The following is a 17,867-nucleotide window of genomic DNA, read 5'->3' as shown; positions in this document are numbered from 1 at the left end:
CACAGACCCCATGACCGCCCGATGGGTTCCTTACAAGCTGTGACCCCCTTGCCGACGGCCGCCGCCGACCACAGCCGCTTCGTCCAGCGGGTGCGCCGCCGCTACGACACCGAACGGGCGCTGCTGCCGCCCGGCGTGCCCGATGTCGCCACCATCACCGCGCTGGTGCGGCGCCTGCAGGCCGATGGCCGGCCGCTGGCCTCGGCGCTGCGCGTGGCGCGCCAGCTGGTGATCGAGCGGCTGGTGGTGCTGGATGTGGAGCAGGCCGTGCCGCTGGACGACGTGGTGCTGCCGATGACCCATCTGGCCGAGGCCACGCTGGAGCTGGCCCTGGCCCAGGCACGGCTGGAGATGGACGAGCGCCACGGCGCGCCACTGGACGAGCAGGGCCGGGTGATCGACTTCTGGATCATCGGCATGGGCAAGCTGGGCGCGCGCGAGCTGAATGTCTCGTCCGACATCGACCTGATCTACGTGTATGAGGACGAAGGCGAGACCACCGGCCCGCTGAAGATCACCGCCCACGAGTACTTCGCGGGCGTCGCCAAGAAGCTCTACGCGCTGATCGGCGACGTCACCGAGGACGGCTTCGTCTTCCGCGTGGACCTGGCGCTGCGCCCCAATGGCAACTCCGGCCCGCCGGTGGTCAGCCTGGCGATGCTGGAGGAGTACTTCCTGGTGCAAGGGCGCGAGTGGGAGCGCTTTGCCTGGCTCAAGAGCCGCGTGGTGGCGCCGCGCGCCAGCGTGGCCAGCGGCCGCGCGCTGCCGCTGCGCCAGCTGGTCACGCCCTTCGTCTACCGGCGCTACCTGGACTACGGCGTCTTCGAGGGCCTGCGCCAGCTGCACCGCAAGATCCGCGACGAGGCCCAGCGCCGCGCCGCCGGCCGGCCCGAACGGGCCAACGACGTGAAGCTCTCGCGCGGCGGCATCCGCGAGATCGAGTTCATCGTCCAGCTGCTGCAGGTGGCGCGCGGCGGCCAGTTCCCCGAGATCCGCACCCGCTCCACCCGCAGCGCGCTGGCCCGGCTGGTGGCCGGTGGCCTGATGAAGGCCGACACCGCCGCCGCGCTGACCGAGGCCTACGTCTTCCTTCGCCGCGTCGAGCACCGCATCCAGTACCTCGACGACCAGCAGACCCACCTGCTGCCCACCGCCGACGCCGACCTGGGCTGGATCGCCGCCGGCATGCAGCTGCAGTGCAACGCCGACGCCTGCGAGCTGCTGGACCAGCTGGGCCAGGTGCGCGAGCTGGTGGCCACCGAGTTCGACGCGCTGCTCCACGATGGCCGCTCGCCCGATGCGCCGCGCCCCGGCGGCGGCGGCTGCCGCAGCTGCGGCGCGCCGCTGCCGATCGACAGCGAGCAGCTGCTGGAGAAACTGCCGCCGGCGCTGGCCGAGCGCGTGCAGGGCTTCGCCCGTGGTCCCAAGGTGCAGGCGATGCGCGACGAAGGCCGGCTGCGCCTGGGCGTGCTGGTGCGCCGCGCCGCGCAGTACGTGGCCGACGAGGGCTGCAGCCTGGACGCGGCGCTGCGCTTCGTCGACTGGCTCGAGCCACTGCTGCGCCGCGAAAGCTACCTGGCGCTGCTGCAGGAGCGCACCGAGGTGCACAAGCGCCTGCTGCGCCTGCTGGGCCTGGCGCGCTGGCCGATGCGCTTCCTGATGCGCCACCCGGGCGTGATCGACGAGCTGGCCGACGAGCGGCAGATCGCCGAGCGCTTCGAGCGCGACAGCTTCGTCGCCGACCTGGACGCCCGCCACGCCGCCTGGGTGCGCGCCGGCGAGGCCGACGAGGGCGAACTGCTGGATACGCTGCGCCGCGCCCACCACGCCGAGGTCTTCCGCACGCTGGTGCGCGACGTCGAGCAACGCATCACGGTGGAGCAGGTGGCCGATGACCTGTCGGCGCTGGCCGACGCGGTGCTCGACACCTCGGCCCGCTGGGCCTGGGCCCACCTGCGCCAGCGCCACCGCGAGACGCCGCAGTTCGCGGTCATCGCCTACGGCAAGCTCGGCGGGCTGGAGCTGGGCTATGGCAGCGACCTGGACCTGGTCTTCCTGTACGACGACGCCGACGAGGCCGACCCTGATCAGGCGCAGATGGTCTACGCCGCCTTCGTGCGCAAGCTGATCACCTGGCTCACACTGCAGACCGCGGCCGGCGAGCTGTTCGACATCGACACCGCGCTGCGCCCCAACGGCAACTCGGGCCTGCTGGTGACCTCGATCACCTCGTTCGAGAACTACCAGATCGGCCGCGGCAGCAATGCTGCCTGGACCTGGGAGCACCAGGCCATCACGCGGGCGCGCTTCGTCACCGGCCCGGCGGCGCTGGCCGAGCGCTTCGAGGCCACGCGGCGCGCGGTGATCGCCTCCGAGCGCGACAACAGCGCGCTGCGCCAGGAGGTGGTGACGATGCGCGAGAAGGTGCGCTCGGCCCACCCGGTGGCCGAGGGCCGCTTCGACGTCAAGCACAGCGACGGCGGCATGATGGACGCCGAGTTCGCGGTGCAGTACCTGGTGCTGCACCACGGCGCGGGCCAGCCCAGCCTGCTGGACAACGCCGGCAACATCGCGCTGCTGCAGCGCGCCGAGGCCGCCGGCCTGCTGCCCGCCGGCGTGGGCGTGGCGGCCGCCGATGCCTACCGCGAGCTGCGCCGCGCCCAGCACCGCGCCCGCCTGGACGAGCGGCCCACGCACTTCGATCCCACCGAACTGGCGCCGCAGCGCGCCGCGATCCAGGCGCTGTGGCAGGCCGTGTTCGGCGGGCCGGCGTGAACCGCTGGGCCTGGCCCGGCGTGGCCCTGGCGCTGGCCCTGCTGGCCGGCGCGCTGTGGGGGGCCGACCGTGCCCGCTGGGACTGGCAGCCGGCGCTGGCCGCGGCCCAGCCCTGGCGCGCCTTCACGGCGGCGGGCGTGCACTGGAGCCCGATGCACCTGGCGATGAACCTGGGCGCCACCGCGCTGCTGGCCTGGCTGGGCTGGCGCGCCGGGGCCGGCCCGCGCGAAGCCCTGGCCTGGGCGCTGGCCTGGCCGCTGACCCAGCTGGGGCTGCTGATGCAACCCACGCTGCTGCATTTCGGCGGCCTGTCGGGGGTGCTGCATGCCGGCGTGGCGGTGCTGATCTGGCGCCTGGTGCGCCGCAGCGACCCGCGCGATCGCGCGATCGGCCTGGCGCTGGCCGCCGGCCTGCTGCTCAAGCTGGCGCTGGAAGCGCCCTGGCGCGGCGCGACGCGGGCGGTCGAGGGTTGGGATTTTGCGCTGGCGCCCGGCGCGCATGCCAGTGGCGCACTGGCCGGCGCCGTGGCGGCGCTGCTGATCTGTGGATGGACACGACATGACTGACCGGCGCACCCAGCTGGACGCGTTCGCGGTGGTCTGCCTGGTGGGCTGCGCAGCGCTGTGGGGCTTGAACCAGGTGGCCAGCAAGGTGGCGGTGCGCGACATCCCGCCGCTGCTGCAGGCCGGTCTGCGCTCGGCCGGCGCGGCGCTGCTGCTGTGGGCCTGGGCGCGGCGCCAGCGCATCAGCCTGAACCCCTTCGACGGCACGCTGCGCGGCGGTCTGCTGGCCGGGGTGTTGTTCGCCGCCGAGTTCGGCTGCATCTTCGTCGGGCTGCAGTACACCACCGCGTCGCGCATGGCGGTGTTCATCTACCTCTCGCCCTTCGTCGTGGCGCTGGGCATGCCGCTGGTGGCGCCGGCCGAACGCCTGCGCGGCGCGCAGCTGGCGGGGCTGGTGGCCGCCTTTGCCGGCGTGGTGTGGGCCTTTGCCGAGGGCTTCAGCGCCCCGGCCGCCGGGCCGCAGCAGTGGTGGGGCGACGCGCTGGGCGTGCTGGCCGCGCTGCTGTGGGGCAGCACCACGCTGGCCATCCGCGCCAGCCGGCTGTCCACCGCGCCGCCCGAGAAGACGCTGATGTACCAGCTGGCCGTCTCGGCCGTGCTGCTGCTGGCCGCCAGCACGGTGGCCGGCGAGGCCTGGCCGCGCGCCGCGGCGCCCACCGCCTGGGGCCTGCTGGCCTTCCAGATCGTCATCGTCACCTTCGCCAGCTACCTGCTGTGGTTCTGGCTGGTGCGCCACTACCAGGCCACCCAGGTCACCGCCTTCACGCTGCTGACGCCGATCTTCGGCCTGCTCTTCGGCGCCTGGCTGCTGGCCGAGCCCTTGACCGCGCGGCTGCTGGTGGCGGTGGCGGCGGTGTCCACCGGCATCTGGCTGGTCAGCCGGCCGCGTCGCTGAGCTGAGCCGGCGCCGGGTTTGCCCTGTCACGCGGGCGGCAGGCGTGGGCCGGACAGCGCCCTAGACTGCGCGCTTCACTGCAAGGAGACCCCGATGATCACGCTGTGCGGCATGGCCCTGTCCAACTACTACAACAAGGTCAAGCTGGTGCTGCTGGAAAAGCGCATCGCCTTCGACGAGGAGTTCGTCGGCACCGGCTCGCGCGAGGCGGCGGTGCTGGCGGCCTCGCCGCTGGCCAAGATCCCCTACATCCGCACCGAGCACGGCACGCTGTGCGAGAGCGAGGTCATCGTCCAGTACCTGGAGGACAGCTACCCGCAGTTGCCGCTGCTGCCGCGCGATGCCTGGGAGCGCGCCAAGGTGCGTGAGCTGACCACCTTCGTCGACCTGCACCTGGAGCTGGTGGTGCGCGAGCTGTACCCGCAGGCCTTCTTCGGCGGCACCGTCAGCGAGGAGGTGCAGGCCAGCGTGCGCAAGCGCCTGACGCGCCACATCGCCGGTTTCGCCCAGCTGGCGAAGTTCAGCCCCTTCGTGGCCGGCGAGCAGTTCACCACCGCCGACTGTGCGGCCTACGTCAGCCTGCCGCTGGTGGGCATGGCCACCAAGGCGGTGCTGGGTGAGGACCTGCTGGTGGCCGCTGGGATCGATTGGAAGGGCTACGTGAAGTCGCTGGCCGACCGGCCCAGCGTGCAGCGCGTCAACGCCGACCGCAAGGCCTGCCAGGACGCACAGCTGGCGGCGATGCGCGCGCGCTGAGCGCGGACGCAGCTTTACACGCCATCACACACGGGCGCGGAACTTTTTTCAGCGCCCCTTGTCAGACACCGCGTGGGTTGGGTTGTGGCGCTCCCCGGAGCGCCCTCCCCGGTCTCGGGTCGTGGGGCCCGGGACCGTCTTCTTGGAGCCGCGCGGCCTCTCCCTCCGGGGAGATGAACGCCTGGGGTGCACTCTCCTCCTCCCTCTCGTTGGTGCCCCGGGTCGCTGCGCGGCTCATTTCTTTTTCAGGCCGCCGCCCACCGGCCCTCAACGTCCGAAGCGCTGACCCTCGCTGAGCGAGTCGGCCTGGAAGCGACCTGAGCGGTCGACCAGCCAGACCTCGGTCCAGGTGTGACCATGCACCTGGCCGGGCACCGGCAGGCGCTCCAGCCGCCGGATCAGCCCCACCACCCACGGCCCCACCTCCTTGGCAGCCGCCGGCTCGCGCACCAGGCGCACCGCGCGGATCCGGCCATCGTCGTCGATGTCGGTCTCGGTGATCGCGATCGCGTGCATCAGCGCCGGCAACTGGCCCTTGAAGACATGCGTCGGGAAGGCCTCGTAGACCATCCGCGCGGCGTCGCGCCGGTAACTGCGCTCGTCCGAGGCCCCGGACACCGGGGCGTCGGCGCGCGGCAGCGGCAGCGGCACATGGTTGAACTGGGCCCAGGCCGCGCCAGTGGACGCAAGCGGGACCAGGACGAGTGCGGCGCGGCAGACGGCGCGGCGCAGGCAGGGCAGGGCGGCGGTCTTCATGCCCTGCTTTGTCGGCCAAAACCCGGCCGACCTGATGGAACCGGATGCAACAGGCGTGACGAAGCCGCCCGGAGCTGTCAGCGCATGTAGCCCTTGCGCCGGAAGTAGTACAGCGGCGCCGCCACCGAGGCCGCCATCAGCGCCAGCGCGAAGGGGTAGCCCCAGGGCTGGGCCAGCTCGGGCATGTGCTGGAAGTTCATGCCGTAGATGCTGGCGATCAGCGTGGGCGGCAGCAGCGCCACGCTGGCCACCGAGAAGATCTTGATGATCTTGTTCTGGTTGATGTTGATGAAGCCGACCGTGGCGTCCATCAGGAAGTTGATCTTGTCGAACAGGAAGGCGGTGTGGCTGTCCAGTGAGTCGATGTCGCGCAGGATCTGCCGAGCCTCCTCGAACTGCTCGGCGTTGAGCATGCGGCTGCGCATCATGAAGCTCACCGCGCGGCGGGTGTCCATCACGTTGCGGCGGATGCGGCCGTTCAGGTCCTCTTCCTTGGCGATCGCGGCCAGCGCTTCGCCGGCGGCGCGGTCGTCCACGTCCTGCTTGAGCACCCGCGCCGAGACCGATTCCAGCGCGTCGTAGATGCCTTCGAGCGCATCGGCCGAGTACTCGGCGTCAGCGTCGTAGAGCTTGAGCAGCACGTCCTTGGCGTCCTCGATCAGCGCCGGGTTGCGCCGGGCGCGCAGGCGCAGCAGGCGGAACACCGGCAGGTCCTCCTCGTGCACCGAGAACAGGATGCCGTTGAACAGGATGAAGGCCACCCGCACGTTGCGCGGCGTGACGTCGTCGTCGATCAGGAAGTCCGAGCGGATGTGCAGCTCGCCGTTGTCCTCCTCGTAGAAACGGGCGGACTCTTCCAGGTCGTCGTCGACGATGTTGTTGGGGATCTGCAGGCCGAAGCGGCCGGCGATCCAGCCGATCTCCTCGGCGGTGGGGGCTTCCAGGTCGACCCACACCGGCTGGACCTGGGCCAGGTCGGCGGCGGAGTCGATCTCTTCCTGCAGCAGGCGGCCGCTGAGGCGGCCTTTATCCAGCGTGAAGACGTTGAGCATGGGGCATCCAGCTGTCACGGGGCTGCGGCAGGCAGCCCGGGTGCGGTGTGGGGCGGGGGAAGACCGTCCGGGTCCGCACGGGCGCTGGGCCCTCTAGCCTGGGTGCTAGGCGGAGCGGACGGTCACCGAGGGTGCGGTGTGTCCAAGCGCGTGGCTCCGGTCATCAAGATGCGGTGATTATGGTGCAAGTTCAGGCACCGTCGGCACCCAGCAGGCGCTCGATCGTCTCGATCAGCTGCAGCGGGCTGAAGGGCTTGACCAGGTACTCGTCGGCGCCGGCCTGCTCGCCGGCCTCGCGGTCCTTCTGCTGGCCGCGGGCGGTCAGCAGCACCACCTTGGAGCCGGCCATCTCGGGGTCGCTCTTGATGCGCTGGCAGACCTGCAGGCCGTCGATCTCGCCGGGCATCATCACGTCGAGCAGCAGGATGTCGGGCTTGATCGCCTGGGCCATGCGCAGGCCGAAGGAGCCGTCCGCCGCTTCGTGGATCTCGTAGTTCTCGAACTCGAGCGTCATGCGGATCAGTTTGCGGATGTCCGCCTGGTCCTCGACGATCAGCACTCGTTTCATCGCTCGTCTCCAATGGGGGCGCCGGTGCGGCGGCGGGCGCGTTCCTGCAGGGCCGCCAGGTCCTGGGCGAAGCGCGCGGCCTGCAGCTGCGCGCCGGATGCATCGGCCTGGAAGGGCGCGCCGGTGGGCAGCTCGACGATCAGGTCGCGGGTGTCGTCGTCCTGTTCGATGCGCAGCTCGCCGCCGTGGGCCCGGGCGATGGCCTCGGCCAGGTCACGCGCCGGGCCGTCGTGGTCGGTGGTGAAGGCCCGCGTGCCCAGCAGCACGATCTGGGTGTGTGAACCGACAGGACGGTGCTCCATCTCGATCGGACAGCCCGGGGCATTGACCATGGCCGATTCTATGCACTCGCTCAGCAGGCGCCGCAGCCAGCGGCCACTGCCGTAGAGCGCGCCCAGCGCGCGCGGGTCGGCGTGCGGCCGGAACTGCGCCTGCACGCCCAGCAGCGCGGCCATCGGCGCCTGTTCCTGCCAGGCCTGCTGCAGCAGCGGCCAGGGCTCCAGTCGCTCGGTGGGCAAGGGTTGCAGTTCCTGCCGCAGGCGCAGCAGATCGGCGCGGGCGCTCAGCACCCGCAGGCCGGCGTCCAGCGCGGCGAGCTGCCGGGCCTGCCGCTGGGCGTCGGGCGACAGCCGGGCCAGCTGCAGCTGGTGACGCAGCGAACCCAGCTGGCGGCCGAAGTCGGTGGCGTCCGCGTCCGCGGCGGGCAGGTCAAAGGTGGCGGTCATGGCGGGCGGCTGGCGTGGGCACGGCACCGGGTGGCAAACACGTCCCGGCCCCTGGCCTATCGGCCGCCGACGCACCGACTTGAGGGCTTGCCGGGCAGGGCGCACAGCGACAGTCCGATGCGGTGACAACTGACCAGTCTACCCGCCACTTTCGCGCGCCACCATCCTTGTCAAAGCCCCCCCCGCGGAGCACACTGGGTCGGACGCGGCGGCCTCATCCGCCGGCCGCGGGCCGCAGCCCCCGGGGCTGCGAAGCGCAACCTCCCGAGAAAGGACGCCCCGATGAATCTGACGATCAGCGGCCATCACCTTGAAGTGACCCCTGCGCTGCGTGAGTATGTACTCACTAAGCTAGAGCGCGTCACGCGGCATTTCGACCAGGTGGTGGACGTGAGCGTGTTGCTCACGGTCGAGAAGAACAAGGAGAAGGAACGACGCCAGAAGGCCGAGGTCACTCTCCACGTCAAGGGCAGGGACATCTTCGTCGAGCAGTCGCACGAGGACCTCTACGCCGCGATCGACCAGCTGATGGACAAGCTCGACCGCCAGGTGGGTCGCCACAAGGACCGCATCCAGGACCACCACCACGCCTCGCCCAAGCGCCAGGAAGTGCCGGCGCCGTGACACCTGCCACGGCCTGAGTGGCTGAACAAGGAAGGCGGCCTGCGGGCCGCCTTGTCTTTTCCGGCGAATGTCGGCAGGATGTTGCTGCAACGCAGCATCATCGGGTCAACCCAGCGCGCCGAGGGGCCGTTCAAGTTCCCATCGTGAAGCGTCGATTCCTATAATCCGCAGCCTTTTGTCCGCCCGCCGGCGCATGCGTCCGGTGCCCACGAACGCCTCTGACACCCGCCGCCATGAACCGCCTCGCCGCCATCCTGCCCGTTGCCAATGTGGCCGTGGGTGTGGACGCCACCAGCAAGAAGCGCGTGTTCGAGCACGCGGGCCTGCTGTTCGAGAACCAGCACGCGATCGCCCGCGCCACGGTGACCGACAACCTGTTCGCCCGCGAACGCCTGGGCTCCACCGGCCTGGGCCACGGCGTGGCGGTGCCGCATGGCCGCATCAAGGGCCTGAAGAACCCGCTGGCGGCGGTGCTGCGCGTGCAGCAGCCGATCGCCTTCGACGCCCCCGACGACGAGCCGGTCAGCCTGCTGATCTTCCTGCTGGTCCCCGAGGCCGCCACGCAGCGCCACCTGGAGATCCTCTCCGAGATCGCCGAGCTGCTGTCCGACCGCGACCTGCGCGAGAAGCTCAAGGCCGAGGCCGACCCGGCCGAGGTGCACCGCCTGATCGCCGGCTGGGAGCCGCTGAAGTCGGTGGCCTGAGCCGGCAGCGCTCCGCGTGAAGCCGATCTCCATCAGCGCCGAGGCGCTCTTCGAGGAGCACCAGCCGGCGCTGAAATGGGAGTGGATCGCCGGCCACGCCCACCCGGAGCGCCGCTTCGATGAAGCCGCGGTGCGCGATGCGCGCTCGGCCGCCGACCTGGTCGGCTACCTGAACTACATCCACCCCTACCGGGTGCAACTGGTGGGTCGCCGTGAGGTGGCCTACCTGTCTGAATCAGCGGCCGCGCCCGAGGTGCAGGAGCGCCGCATCCAGCGCATCGTCACGCTGGAGCCGCCGGTGATCATCGTCGCCGACGGCGAGCGCGCCCCCGACCGCCTGGTGGCGATGTGCGACCGCGCCGAGATCCCGCTGTTCACTACCCAGCACTCCGCCGGCCACGTGATCGACGTGGTGCGCGCCTACCTGAGCCAGCTGATGGCCGAGCGCACCACGCGCCACGGCGTCTTCATGGACATCCTGGGCGTGGGCGTGCTGCTGACCGGCGAGTCCGGCCTGGGCAAGAGCGAGCTGGGTCTGGAGCTGATCTCGCGCGGCCACGGCCTGGTGGCCGATGACGCGGTCGACATCTACCGTGTGGCGCAGAACACGCTGGAAGGCCGCTGCCCCGAGCTGCTGCTGAACCTGCTGGAAGTGCGCGGCATCGGCCTGCTCGACATCAAGGCCATCTTCGGCGAGACCGCGGTGCGCCGCAAGATGCGCGTCAAGCTGATCGTCCACCTGGTCCGCAAGGAAACCATGGACCGCGAGTTCGAGCGCCTGCCCTACGAACCCCTCTATGAAGAGGTCCTGGGCGTGCCGGTGCGCAAGGTGGTGATCGCGGTGGACGCCGGCCGCAACCTGGCGGTGCTGGTGGAGGCGGCGGTGCGCAACACCATCCTGCAGCTGCGCGGGATCGACACCTACCAGGAGTTCATTGCCCGCCACCAGGCGGCAATGGAGCAGAACCGGGATTCTTGACCGGGCGGTGCTCGCAGTGTTCGCGGGTGCACACCGCGTACAGCGACAGCGCGTGTTCCTGCAGCTGGAAGCCGTTGCGCGCGGCGATGTCGCGCTGACGCGCCTCGATCTCGGGGTCGAAGAACTCCTCCACCCGGCCGCAGGTCATGCACACCAGGTGGTCGTGGTGCTGGCCCTCGTTGAGCTCGAACACCGACTTGCCCGACTCGAAATGGCTGCGCGCCAGGATGCCCGCCTGCTCGAACTGCATCAGCACCCGGTAGACGGTGGCCAGGCCGATGTCGGACCCCTCGGCCAGCAGGGCCTTGAAGACGTCCTCGGCCGTCATGTGCCGCAGGGTCGAGGTCTGGAAGACTTCGAGGATGCGGATGCGCGGCAGCGTGGCCTTCAGGCCGCTGCTCTTGAGTTCGTCGGCGTGCGTCATGGCAGGGTGTGGAGCCGGGTGTGCACCCCGGTCGGGGGCGCACCGCTAGAATCACCCGATCATAGCCATCTCGGCGGCCACCGCGCAGCGGCGGCCCTGCGAAACCCTGCGACACGCGTCGCCTGCTCCGTCCTGCCGCATGCCGATCACCCACCTTCCCCGCGCCGCCGCCCGCCGCCTTCCCGCCCTGGCGCTCGTGCTGGCGGCCACGCTGGCGAGCAGCGGCTGCGCCGTCGTCGACCAGTCCATGCACGCCGTGGCCGGTCTGCTGACGCCCTACCGCGCCGACATCCTGCAGGGCAACGTCGTCACGCGGGAACAGGCCCAGAACCTGAAGCCGGGCCTGAGCCGCGACCAGGTCCGCCAGCTGCTGGGCGCGCCGCTGCTGGCCGACCCCTTCCATGCGGACCGCTGGGACTATGTCTTCATGATCCGGCGCCAGGGTGTCGAGCCGCAGCGCCGCAACCTGGTGGTCTGGTTCGAGGGCGAGCGCGTCAGCAAGGTCGAGGGCGCCGACATGCCCAGCGAGTACGAATTCGTCGCCGCCATGTCCAAGGCGCCGCCCTCCGAGGGCAACCGCAAGCTGGCCCTGAACGACGACGAGCGCGCGGCCCTGCCGCCGCCGGCGCCGCGCGCGGCCGCGTCGTCGGTCTTCGCGCCGCTGGGCGCGGTGCGCAGCTACCCGCCGCTGGAGCCGCAATGACCGCGCCGCTGCGGGTGGCGGTGGCCGGCGCCTCCGGCCGCATGGGCCGCATGCTGATCGAGGCGGTGCAGGCCGCCGACGACTGCGTGCTGGCCGGCGCGCTGGACATGCCCGGCAGCCCGGCGCTGGGCCACGATGCTGCCGCCTGGCTGGGCCAGACCAGTGGCGTGCTGATCACGGCCGATCTGGACCAGGGCCTGGCCGACGCCGAGGTGCTGATCGACTTCACCCGCCCCGAAGGCACGCTGGCCCACCTGGCCGTCTGCCGCCGCCTGGGTGTGAAGCTGGTGATCGGCACCACCGGCTTCACGGAACCGCAGAAGGCCGAGATCGCCGCCGGTGCCCAGCACACGGCGGTGGTGATGGCGCCCAACATGAGCGTCGGCGTCAACGTCGTGATGCGCCTGCTGGACATGGCCGCGCGCGCGCTGAACCAGGGCTACGACATCGAGGTCATCGAGGCCCACCACCGCCACAAGGTCGACGCCCCCAGCGGCACCGCGCTGGCGATGGGCGAGGTGGTGGCCGCGGCGCTGGGCCGCGACCTGAAGGACTGCGCGGTCTACGGCCGCGAGGGCCACACCGGCGCGCGCGACCCGTCCACCATCGGCTTTGCCACGGTGCGCGGTGGCGACATCGTCGGCGACCACACCGTGCTGTTCGCCGGCATCGGCGAGCGCATCGAGATCAGCCACAAGTCCTCCAGCCGCGTCGGCTATGCCCAGGGCAGCCTGCGCGCGGCGCGCTTCCTGCGCGCCCACGCCAGCGGCCTGTTCGGCATGAACGAGGTGCTGGGTCTCTGATGGACGGCCTGGCCGGTTTCTGGGCGCAGAGCGACGCCATCGGGCGGACGGTGGCGGCGCTGCTGCTGCTGATGTCCATCGGCGCCTGGGTGGTCATCCTCTGGAAGGTCTGGGTGCTGCGCCGCGCCCGCCGGGGTCTGGCCGAGGGCATCGCCGCCTTCTGGGAGGCGCCCGACCTGGCCCAGGCGCGCGAGCGCGCCGCCGCGCTCGACCCCGAGGGCCTGCTGCGCCCGCTGATCGACGCTGCCGCCGCCAGCGCGCCGGCCGGCACGCTGCAGGACCGCGCCCAGCCGGGCGACCAGCTGACGCGCCGGCTGCGCGACGCATTGCACCGCACGCTGGCCCACCTGCAGACCGGCCAGGTCTTCCTCGCCTCGGTGGGCTCCACCGCGCCTTTCATCGGCCTGTTCGGCACGGTCTGGGGCATCTACCACGCGCTGCTGGGCCTGGGCACCGGCGGCGCGATCAGCATCGAGCGCATCGCCGGCCCGGTCGGCGAGGCGCTGGTGATGACCGCCGCCGGCCTGGCGGTGGCGATTCCCGCGGTGCTGGCCTACAACCTGTTCGGCAAGTGGGTGGGCGCCTGCGAGGCCGAACTCGAAGGCTTCGCGCATGACCTGCGCGGGCTGGCGCTGGCGGCATGAGGACACGCCGGGCCGCCCCAAGTGTCCTCATCCCCCTCGGGGGGCCTGACGCGCAGCGGCAGGTCTGGGGGCGCCAATGAGCTTCGGCCGGCTCGAGCGCACCTCGGCGCCCGCGCCGATGAGCGACATCAACATGACGCCGCTGATCGACGTCATGCTGGTGCTGCTGGTGATCTTCATGGTCACCGCGCCGCTGATGGCCAGCAGCCTGCGCCTGGACCTGCCGGCCACTGAGGGCGCCACGCCCAGCGACGCACCCCAGACGCTGATCGTGGCCCTCGACGCCGAGGGCCGGCTGTTCATCGCCGAGGAGCGCAGTGACCTCGCTGCGCTGGCCCAGCGCGCCGAGCGCACCGCCCGCGAGCATCCCCGCACCGAGGTGCAACTGCGCGCCGACGCCCGCGTGCCCTATGGCCAGGTGGCCGAGGTGCTGGGCGTGCTGCAGACCGCCGGCCTGAGCCACATCGCCTTCGTCGCCCAGCCCAAGCCCGCGCCGAAGTAGGCCTGGCGTGGCGGCGCGGCCCGCCGCTGCCCAGGTGCTGAGCCCGGGTGTGAAGCCCAGGTGCGACGGCGCCTCCTACAATCCGGGGATGAACGACAAGTACGCCCCCGCAGAGGTCGAGCGCGCCGCCCAGGCCCACTGGAACGCGGCCGATGCCTATCGCGTCACCGAGGACGCTTCCAAGGCCAAGTTCTACGCCTGCTCCATGCTGCCCTACCCGAGCGGCAAGCTGCACATGGGGCATGTGCGCAACTACACCATCAACGACATGCTCGCCCGCCAGCTGCGGATGAAGGGCATGAACGTGCTGATGCCCATGGGCTGGGACGCCTTCGGCCTGCCGGCCGAGAACGCGGCGATGAAGAACAAGGTGCCGCCGGCCGCCTGGACCTACGCCAACATCGCCCACATGAAGGGCCAGATGCAGGCCATGGGCCTGGCGATCGACTGGTCGCGCGAGGTGGCCACCTGTGACCCGGCGTACTACAAGTGGAACCAGTGGCTGTTCCTGAAGATGCTGGAGAAGGGCATCGCGGTGCGTCGCACCCAGGTCGTCAACTGGGACCCGGTGGACCAGACCGTGCTGGCCAACGAGCAGGTCATCGACGGCCGCGGCTGGCGCTCGGGTGCGCTGGTCGAGAAGCGCGAGATCCCCGGCTACTACCTGAACATCGTGCAGTACGCCGAGGAGCTGCTGTCGGCGGTGGCCAACCCCGAGGACCCGAACTACCTGTCCGGCTGGCCCGAGCGCGTGCGCCTGATGCAGGAGAACTGGATCGGCAAGAGCGCCGGCGTGCGCTTCGCGTTCCCGCACCAGATCCGCGGCGCTGATGGCGCGCTGATCCAGGATGGCCGGCTGTACGTGTTCACCACCCGCGCCGACACCATCATGGGCGTCACCTTCTGCGCGGTCGCGCCCGAGCACCCGCTGGCGGCGCACGCCGCCGCCGGCAACCCGGCCGTGGCCGCCTTCATTGCCGAGTGCGCACAGGGCGGCACCACCGAGGCCGAACTCGCCACGCAGGAGAAGAAGGGCGTGCCCACCGGCCTGACGGTGACCCACCCGCTGACCGGCGCCGAGGTGCCGGTGTGGGTGGGCAACTACGTGCTGATGAGCTACGGCGACGGCGCGGTGATGGGCGTGCCGGCGCATGACGAGCGCGACTTCGCCTTCGCGCTGAAGTACGGCATCGAGATCCGCCAGGTGATCGCCGCCGAAGGCGAGGCCTTCAGCGCCGCCGCCTGGGCCGACTGGTACGGTGACAAGCAGCGCGCCACCTGCGTGAACTCCGGCCAGCTCGACGGCCTGTCGCACAAGGCGGCGGTGGACAAGGTCGCCGAGCTGCTGGCCGCGAAGGGCCTGGGCGAGAAGAAGACCACCTGGCGCCTGCGCGACTGGGGCATCAGCCGCCAGCGCTACTGGGGCACGCCGATCCCCATCATCCACTGCGACAGCTGTGGCGCCGTGCCGGTGCCCGAGAAAGACCTGCCGGTGGTGCTGCCCGAGGACCTGATCCCGGATGGCAGCGGCAATCCGCTGAACAAGTGCGAGGCCTTCCTGAACGTGGCCTGCCCCTGCTGCGGCAAACCGGCGCGACGCGAGACGGACACGATGGATACGTTCATCGATTCGTCCTGGTACTACATGCGCTACTGCGATCCGACCAACACCGAGGCGATGGTCGCCGGCGGCACCCAGTACTGGATGGCTGGCGGCGGCATGGACCAGTACATCGGCGGCATCGAGCACGCGATCCTGCACCTGCTGTACGCGCGCTTCTGGACCAAGGTGATGCGCGACATCGGCCTGGTCACCGTGGCCGAGCCCTTCAAGCGCCTGCTGACCCAGGGCATGGTGCTCAACCACATCTACAGCCGCCGCACCGAACAGGGCGGCATCGAGTACTTCTGGCCGCATGAGGTGGAGAACGTCTTCGACGCCAGCGGCAAGGCGGTGGTGGGCGCGAAGCTCAAGGCCGACGGCTCGCCGGTGGACTACGGCGGCATCGGCACGATGTCCAAGTCGAAGAACAACGGCGTCGACCCGCAGGAGCTGATCGACCGCTATGGCGCCGACACCGCGCGCCTGTTCGTGATGTTCGCCAGCCCGCCCGAGCAGACGCTGGAGTGGAACGACGCCGGTGTCGAGGGCGCGCACCGCTTCCTCAAGCGCGTCTGGGCCTTCGGCGCGAAGAACGCCGAGGCGCTGAAGGCCGCGGCCGATGGCGGCGCCGAGTTGCGCGCCGATGCGAAGGCGCTGCGCCGCGAGGTGCACCTGGTGCTCAAGCAGGTCAGCTACGACTACGAGCGCATGCAGTACAACACCGTCGTCTCCGGGGCGATGAAGCTGCTCAATGCGCTGGAAGCCTACAAGAGCGACGGCTCGGCCGGCGACGCGGCGGTGCTGCGCGAAGGCCTGTCGGTGCTGCTGCGCGCGCTCTACCCCGCCTGCCCGCACATCACCCACGCGCTGTGGGTGGAACTGGGCTACGCGGCGCGCCTGGGCGATCTGCTCGATGCGCCCTGGCCGCAGGTCGACGAGACCGCGCTGGTGCAGGACGAGATCGAACTGGTGCTGCAGATCGCCGGCAAGATGCGCGGTGCCGTGAAGGTGCCGGCCGACGCCGACAAGGCGGCCATCGAGGCCGCGGCGCTGGCCAGCCCCGAGTTCGCCAAGTTCAGCGAAGGCAAACCGGCGAAGAAGGTCGTCGTCGTGCCGGGCCGTCTGGTCAACATCGTCGTCTGATGCAGCGCCGCGCCGGCCTGGTCCTGCTGGGCGCCAGCCTGCTGGCCGGCTGCGGCTTTGCGCTGCGCCAGCCCACCGAGGTGCCGTACGAGCGCATCGCGCTGGCGGGCTTCAAGCCACGCTCGCCGATGGCCGAGGCGCTGCGCCGCGAGCTGCCGGCGCGGGTGCGTATCGTCGAGGCCGCCGCGCAGGCCCAGGTGCAGGTGGTGGCCGACGAAGACGTGCTGCACCGCACCGTCGTGGCGTCCACCGCGGTGGGGCAGGTGCGCGAGTTCCGCCTGCGGGTGCGGCTGCGCTTTCACTTCGCGCGGCCGGACGGCGAGGCCCTGAGCGGCGTGACCGAGCTTGAGCAGATGCGCGACCTCAGCTATTCCGAGACCGCCGCGCTGGGCAAGGAGGTCGAGGAGGCCGAGCTGCTGCGCGAGATGCGCGCCGACATCGCCCGCCAAGTGGTGCGGCGCCTGGCGGCGCTGGGCCAGACCGGGCGCTGAATGCAGATCCGTGCCGACCAGCTGGCCACCGCGCTGCAGCGCCAGGGCCTCAAGCCGATCTACACGATCCACGGCGATGAGCCACTGCTGGCCCAGGAGGCGGCCGACCTGCTGCGCGCCCGGGCGCGCGAGGAGGGCTACGCCGACCGCCAGGTCTTCGTCGTCAGCGGCGCCCACTTCGACTGGAGCAGCGTGCTGGGCGCGGCGCAGTCGATGGGCCTGTTCGCCGACCGCCAGCTGATCGAGATCCGCATCCCGTCCGGCAAGCCGGGCAAGGACGGTGGCGCTGCGCTGCAGCAGTACTGCGAGCAGCTGGGCGAGGGCGTGCTGACCCTGGTGCACCTGCCGCGGCTGGACAAGCAGCAGCAGTCCAGCGCCTGGTTCTCGGCGCTGGACGGCGCCGGTGCCACCGTGCGCGTCGACCCGATCGAGCGCCACCAGCTGCCGGCCTGGATCGGCCGCCGCCTGGCCGCCCAGGGCCAGCCGGTGCCGCCGGGCGAGGAGGGCGAGCGCGCGCTGGCCTTCTTCGCCGACCGGGTCGAGGGCAACCTGCTGGCGGCCCACCAGGAACTGCAGAAGCTGGCCCTGCTGCACCCGCCGGGCGAGCTGGGCTTCGCGCAGATCGAGGCCGCGGTGCTGGACGTGGCGCGCTACGACGCGCGCCAGTTCGTCGCCGCGGTGCTGGGCGGCCAGGTGGGCCGGGCGCTGCGCATGCTCGACACCCTGAAGGCCGAGGGCGAGGCACCGGTGCTGGTGCACTGGACCCTCGCCGAGGAACTGCGCGCGCTGCAGCGGGCGCGCACCGCGCTCGACAGCGGCAAGCCGATGCCGGTGGCGCTGCGCGAGGCGCGGGTCTGGGGCGAGCGCGAGCGACAGTTCGAGCGCCTGCTGCCGTTACTCGGGCGTGACTCGCTGGCCGCCCTGGTGACCGCCGCCAGCCAGTGCGACGGCCTGGTCAAGGGCCTGCGCCACCCCGGCTGGCCCACCGATCCCTGGGACGCCTTGCGCCGTTTGGCCTTGTCGGCATTGGAGATTTCGGCCCGTGGCGGGCGCCAGGGCGCGTCGCCCGGCCGCCTGGCGCTGCATCTGTCCACCCCCTAAAGCGGGATACCCCTGGCCCTTGCATCGGCCCGGGGCGACGACAGAATGGGGTCGTC

The 17,867-nt window shown here is 71.2% G+C and carries 19 protein-coding genes; 14 read left to right on the top strand and 5 right to left on the bottom strand.

Translation table 11 applies throughout. The features are described from left to right. Window positions 1-21 precede the first annotated feature (21 nt). The 4 genes from glnE (at window position 22) to KAK03_RS06855 (ending at window position 4,989) form a co-directional block, all read left to right on the top strand. The gene (gene glnE / locus KAK03_RS06870; protein ID WP_210852730.1) at window positions 22-2,775 is read left to right on the top strand and encodes a bifunctional [glutamate--ammonia ligase]-adenylyl-L-tyrosine phosphorylase/[glutamate--ammonia-ligase] adenylyltransferase; all 2,754 of its coding nucleotides are present in this window, start codon (window positions 22-24) and stop codon (window positions 2,773-2,775) included. Further along, window positions 2,772-3,341 (top strand): rhombosortase, encoded by a 570-nt coding sequence (gene rrtA, locus KAK03_RS06865; protein WP_210852728.1) that lies wholly within the window; start codon window positions 2,772-2,774, stop codon window positions 3,339-3,341. Before glnE ends, rrtA begins: the two co-directional genes overlap by 4 nt. Beyond that, window positions 3,334-4,233 (top strand): DMT family transporter, encoded by a 900-nt coding sequence (locus tag KAK03_RS06860; RefSeq protein WP_210852726.1) that lies wholly within the window; start codon window positions 3,334-3,336, stop codon window positions 4,231-4,233. Before rrtA ends, KAK03_RS06860 begins: the two co-directional genes overlap by 8 nt. Window positions 4,234-4,326: 93 nt before the next feature. Further along, on the top strand, window positions 4,327-4,989 hold the full coding sequence (locus KAK03_RS06855; RefSeq protein ID WP_210852725.1) for a glutathione S-transferase: 663 nt from the start codon (window positions 4,327-4,329) through the stop codon (window positions 4,987-4,989). A 267-nt stretch (window positions 4,990-5,256) separates the two neighbouring features. On the opposite strand, the gene KAK03_RS06850 is transcribed toward KAK03_RS06855, so the two are convergent. The 4 genes from KAK03_RS06850 to KAK03_RS06835 all read right to left on the bottom strand — a co-directional run bounded on the left by KAK03_RS06850 (window position 5,257) and on the right by KAK03_RS06835 (window position 8,090). Beyond that, window positions 5,257-5,745, bottom strand: coding sequence for a hypothetical protein (locus tag KAK03_RS06850; RefSeq protein ID WP_210852723.1), 489 nt, complete (start codon window positions 5,743-5,745; stop codon window positions 5,257-5,259). 77 nt (window positions 5,746-5,822) lie between these two features. After that, complete coding sequence (corA, locus tag KAK03_RS06845; RefSeq protein WP_210852721.1) at window positions 5,823-6,797, bottom strand: magnesium/cobalt transporter CorA; 975 nt, start codon at window positions 6,795-6,797, stop codon at window positions 5,823-5,825. Between the two features lie 190 nt (window positions 6,798-6,987). Continuing rightward, window positions 6,988-7,365 carry a response regulator transcription factor gene (locus KAK03_RS06840; RefSeq protein WP_210852719.1) on the bottom strand — a complete coding sequence of 126 codons (378 nt, stop codon included), beginning with the start codon at window positions 7,363-7,365 and terminating at the stop codon, window positions 6,988-6,990. Beyond that, window positions 7,362-8,090: an ATP-binding protein gene (locus tag KAK03_RS06835; protein WP_210852717.1), complete on the bottom strand. Its 729-nt coding sequence runs from the start codon at window positions 8,088-8,090 to the stop codon at window positions 7,362-7,364. Before KAK03_RS06835 ends, KAK03_RS06840 begins: the two co-directional genes overlap by 4 nt. A gap of 282 nt (window positions 8,091-8,372) precedes the next feature. On the opposite strand from KAK03_RS06835, the gene hpf reads away from it, so the two are divergent. From hpf to hprK, 3 genes are all read left to right on the top strand, one after another. Then, entirely contained in the window at window positions 8,373-8,714 is a 342-nt protein-coding gene (gene hpf, locus KAK03_RS06830) for a ribosome hibernation-promoting factor, HPF/YfiA family (protein WP_210852716.1), read from the top strand. Window positions 8,715-8,947: 233 nt separating this feature from the next. Beyond that, complete coding sequence (locus tag KAK03_RS06825) at window positions 8,948-9,418, top strand: PTS sugar transporter subunit IIA (RefSeq protein ID WP_210852714.1); 471 nt, start codon at window positions 8,948-8,950, stop codon at window positions 9,416-9,418. A gap of 16 nt (window positions 9,419-9,434) precedes the next feature. Next, on the top strand, window positions 9,435-10,397 hold the full coding sequence (gene hprK, locus KAK03_RS06820; RefSeq protein ID WP_210852712.1) for an HPr(Ser) kinase/phosphatase: 963 nt from the start codon (window positions 9,435-9,437) through the stop codon (window positions 10,395-10,397). On the opposite strand, the gene fur is transcribed toward hprK, so the two are convergent. Further along, a complete protein-coding gene (gene fur, locus KAK03_RS06815; RefSeq protein ID WP_210852709.1) occupies window positions 10,351-10,821 on the bottom strand; it encodes a ferric iron uptake transcriptional regulator in 471 nt (156 codons plus the stop codon). The genes hprK and fur overlap by 47 nt on opposite strands. A gap of 139 nt (window positions 10,822-10,960) precedes the next feature. Between fur and KAK03_RS06810 the strand changes: the two genes are divergently transcribed. From KAK03_RS06810 to holA, 7 genes are all read left to right on the top strand, one after another. Further along, window positions 10,961-11,524, top strand: coding sequence for an outer membrane protein assembly factor BamE (locus KAK03_RS06810; protein WP_210852703.1), 564 nt, complete (start codon window positions 10,961-10,963; stop codon window positions 11,522-11,524). Beyond that, window positions 11,521-12,327, top strand: coding sequence for a 4-hydroxy-tetrahydrodipicolinate reductase (gene dapB, locus KAK03_RS06805; RefSeq protein WP_210852701.1), 807 nt, complete (start codon window positions 11,521-11,523; stop codon window positions 12,325-12,327). Before KAK03_RS06810 ends, dapB begins: the two co-directional genes overlap by 4 nt. Beyond that, on the top strand, window positions 12,327-12,971 hold the full coding sequence (locus KAK03_RS06800) for a MotA/TolQ/ExbB proton channel family protein (protein ID WP_210852699.1): 645 nt from the start codon (window positions 12,327-12,329) through the stop codon (window positions 12,969-12,971). The genes dapB and KAK03_RS06800 overlap by 1 nt, the downstream gene beginning before the upstream one ends. Before the next feature lie 76 nt (window positions 12,972-13,047). Continuing rightward, window positions 13,048-13,473 (top strand): ExbD/TolR family protein, encoded by a 426-nt coding sequence (locus KAK03_RS06795; protein WP_210852696.1) that lies wholly within the window; start codon window positions 13,048-13,050, stop codon window positions 13,471-13,473. Window positions 13,474-13,561: 88 nt separating this feature from the next. Beyond that, window positions 13,562-16,219 (top strand): leucine--tRNA ligase, encoded by a 2,658-nt coding sequence (gene leuS, locus KAK03_RS06790; RefSeq protein ID WP_210852695.1) that lies wholly within the window; start codon window positions 13,562-13,564, stop codon window positions 16,217-16,219. Continuing rightward, window positions 16,219-16,710, top strand: a complete 492-nt coding sequence (locus KAK03_RS06785) for an LPS-assembly lipoprotein LptE (protein WP_210852693.1) — start codon at window positions 16,219-16,221, stop codon at window positions 16,708-16,710. Before leuS ends, KAK03_RS06785 begins: the two co-directional genes overlap by 1 nt. Next, window positions 16,711-17,811: a DNA polymerase III subunit delta gene (gene holA / locus KAK03_RS06780; protein ID WP_210852691.1), complete on the top strand. Its 1,101-nt coding sequence runs from the start codon at window positions 16,711-16,713 to the stop codon at window positions 17,809-17,811. The last annotated feature ends 56 nt before the right edge of the window (window positions 17,812-17,867 follow it).

The sequence above is a fragment of the Ideonella alba genome, assembly GCF_018069845.1.
Taxonomy (GTDB): domain Bacteria; phylum Pseudomonadota; class Gammaproteobacteria; order Burkholderiales; family Burkholderiaceae_C; genus Ideonella; species Ideonella alba.
This window is presented reverse-complemented; position numbering and strand designations above follow the sequence as displayed.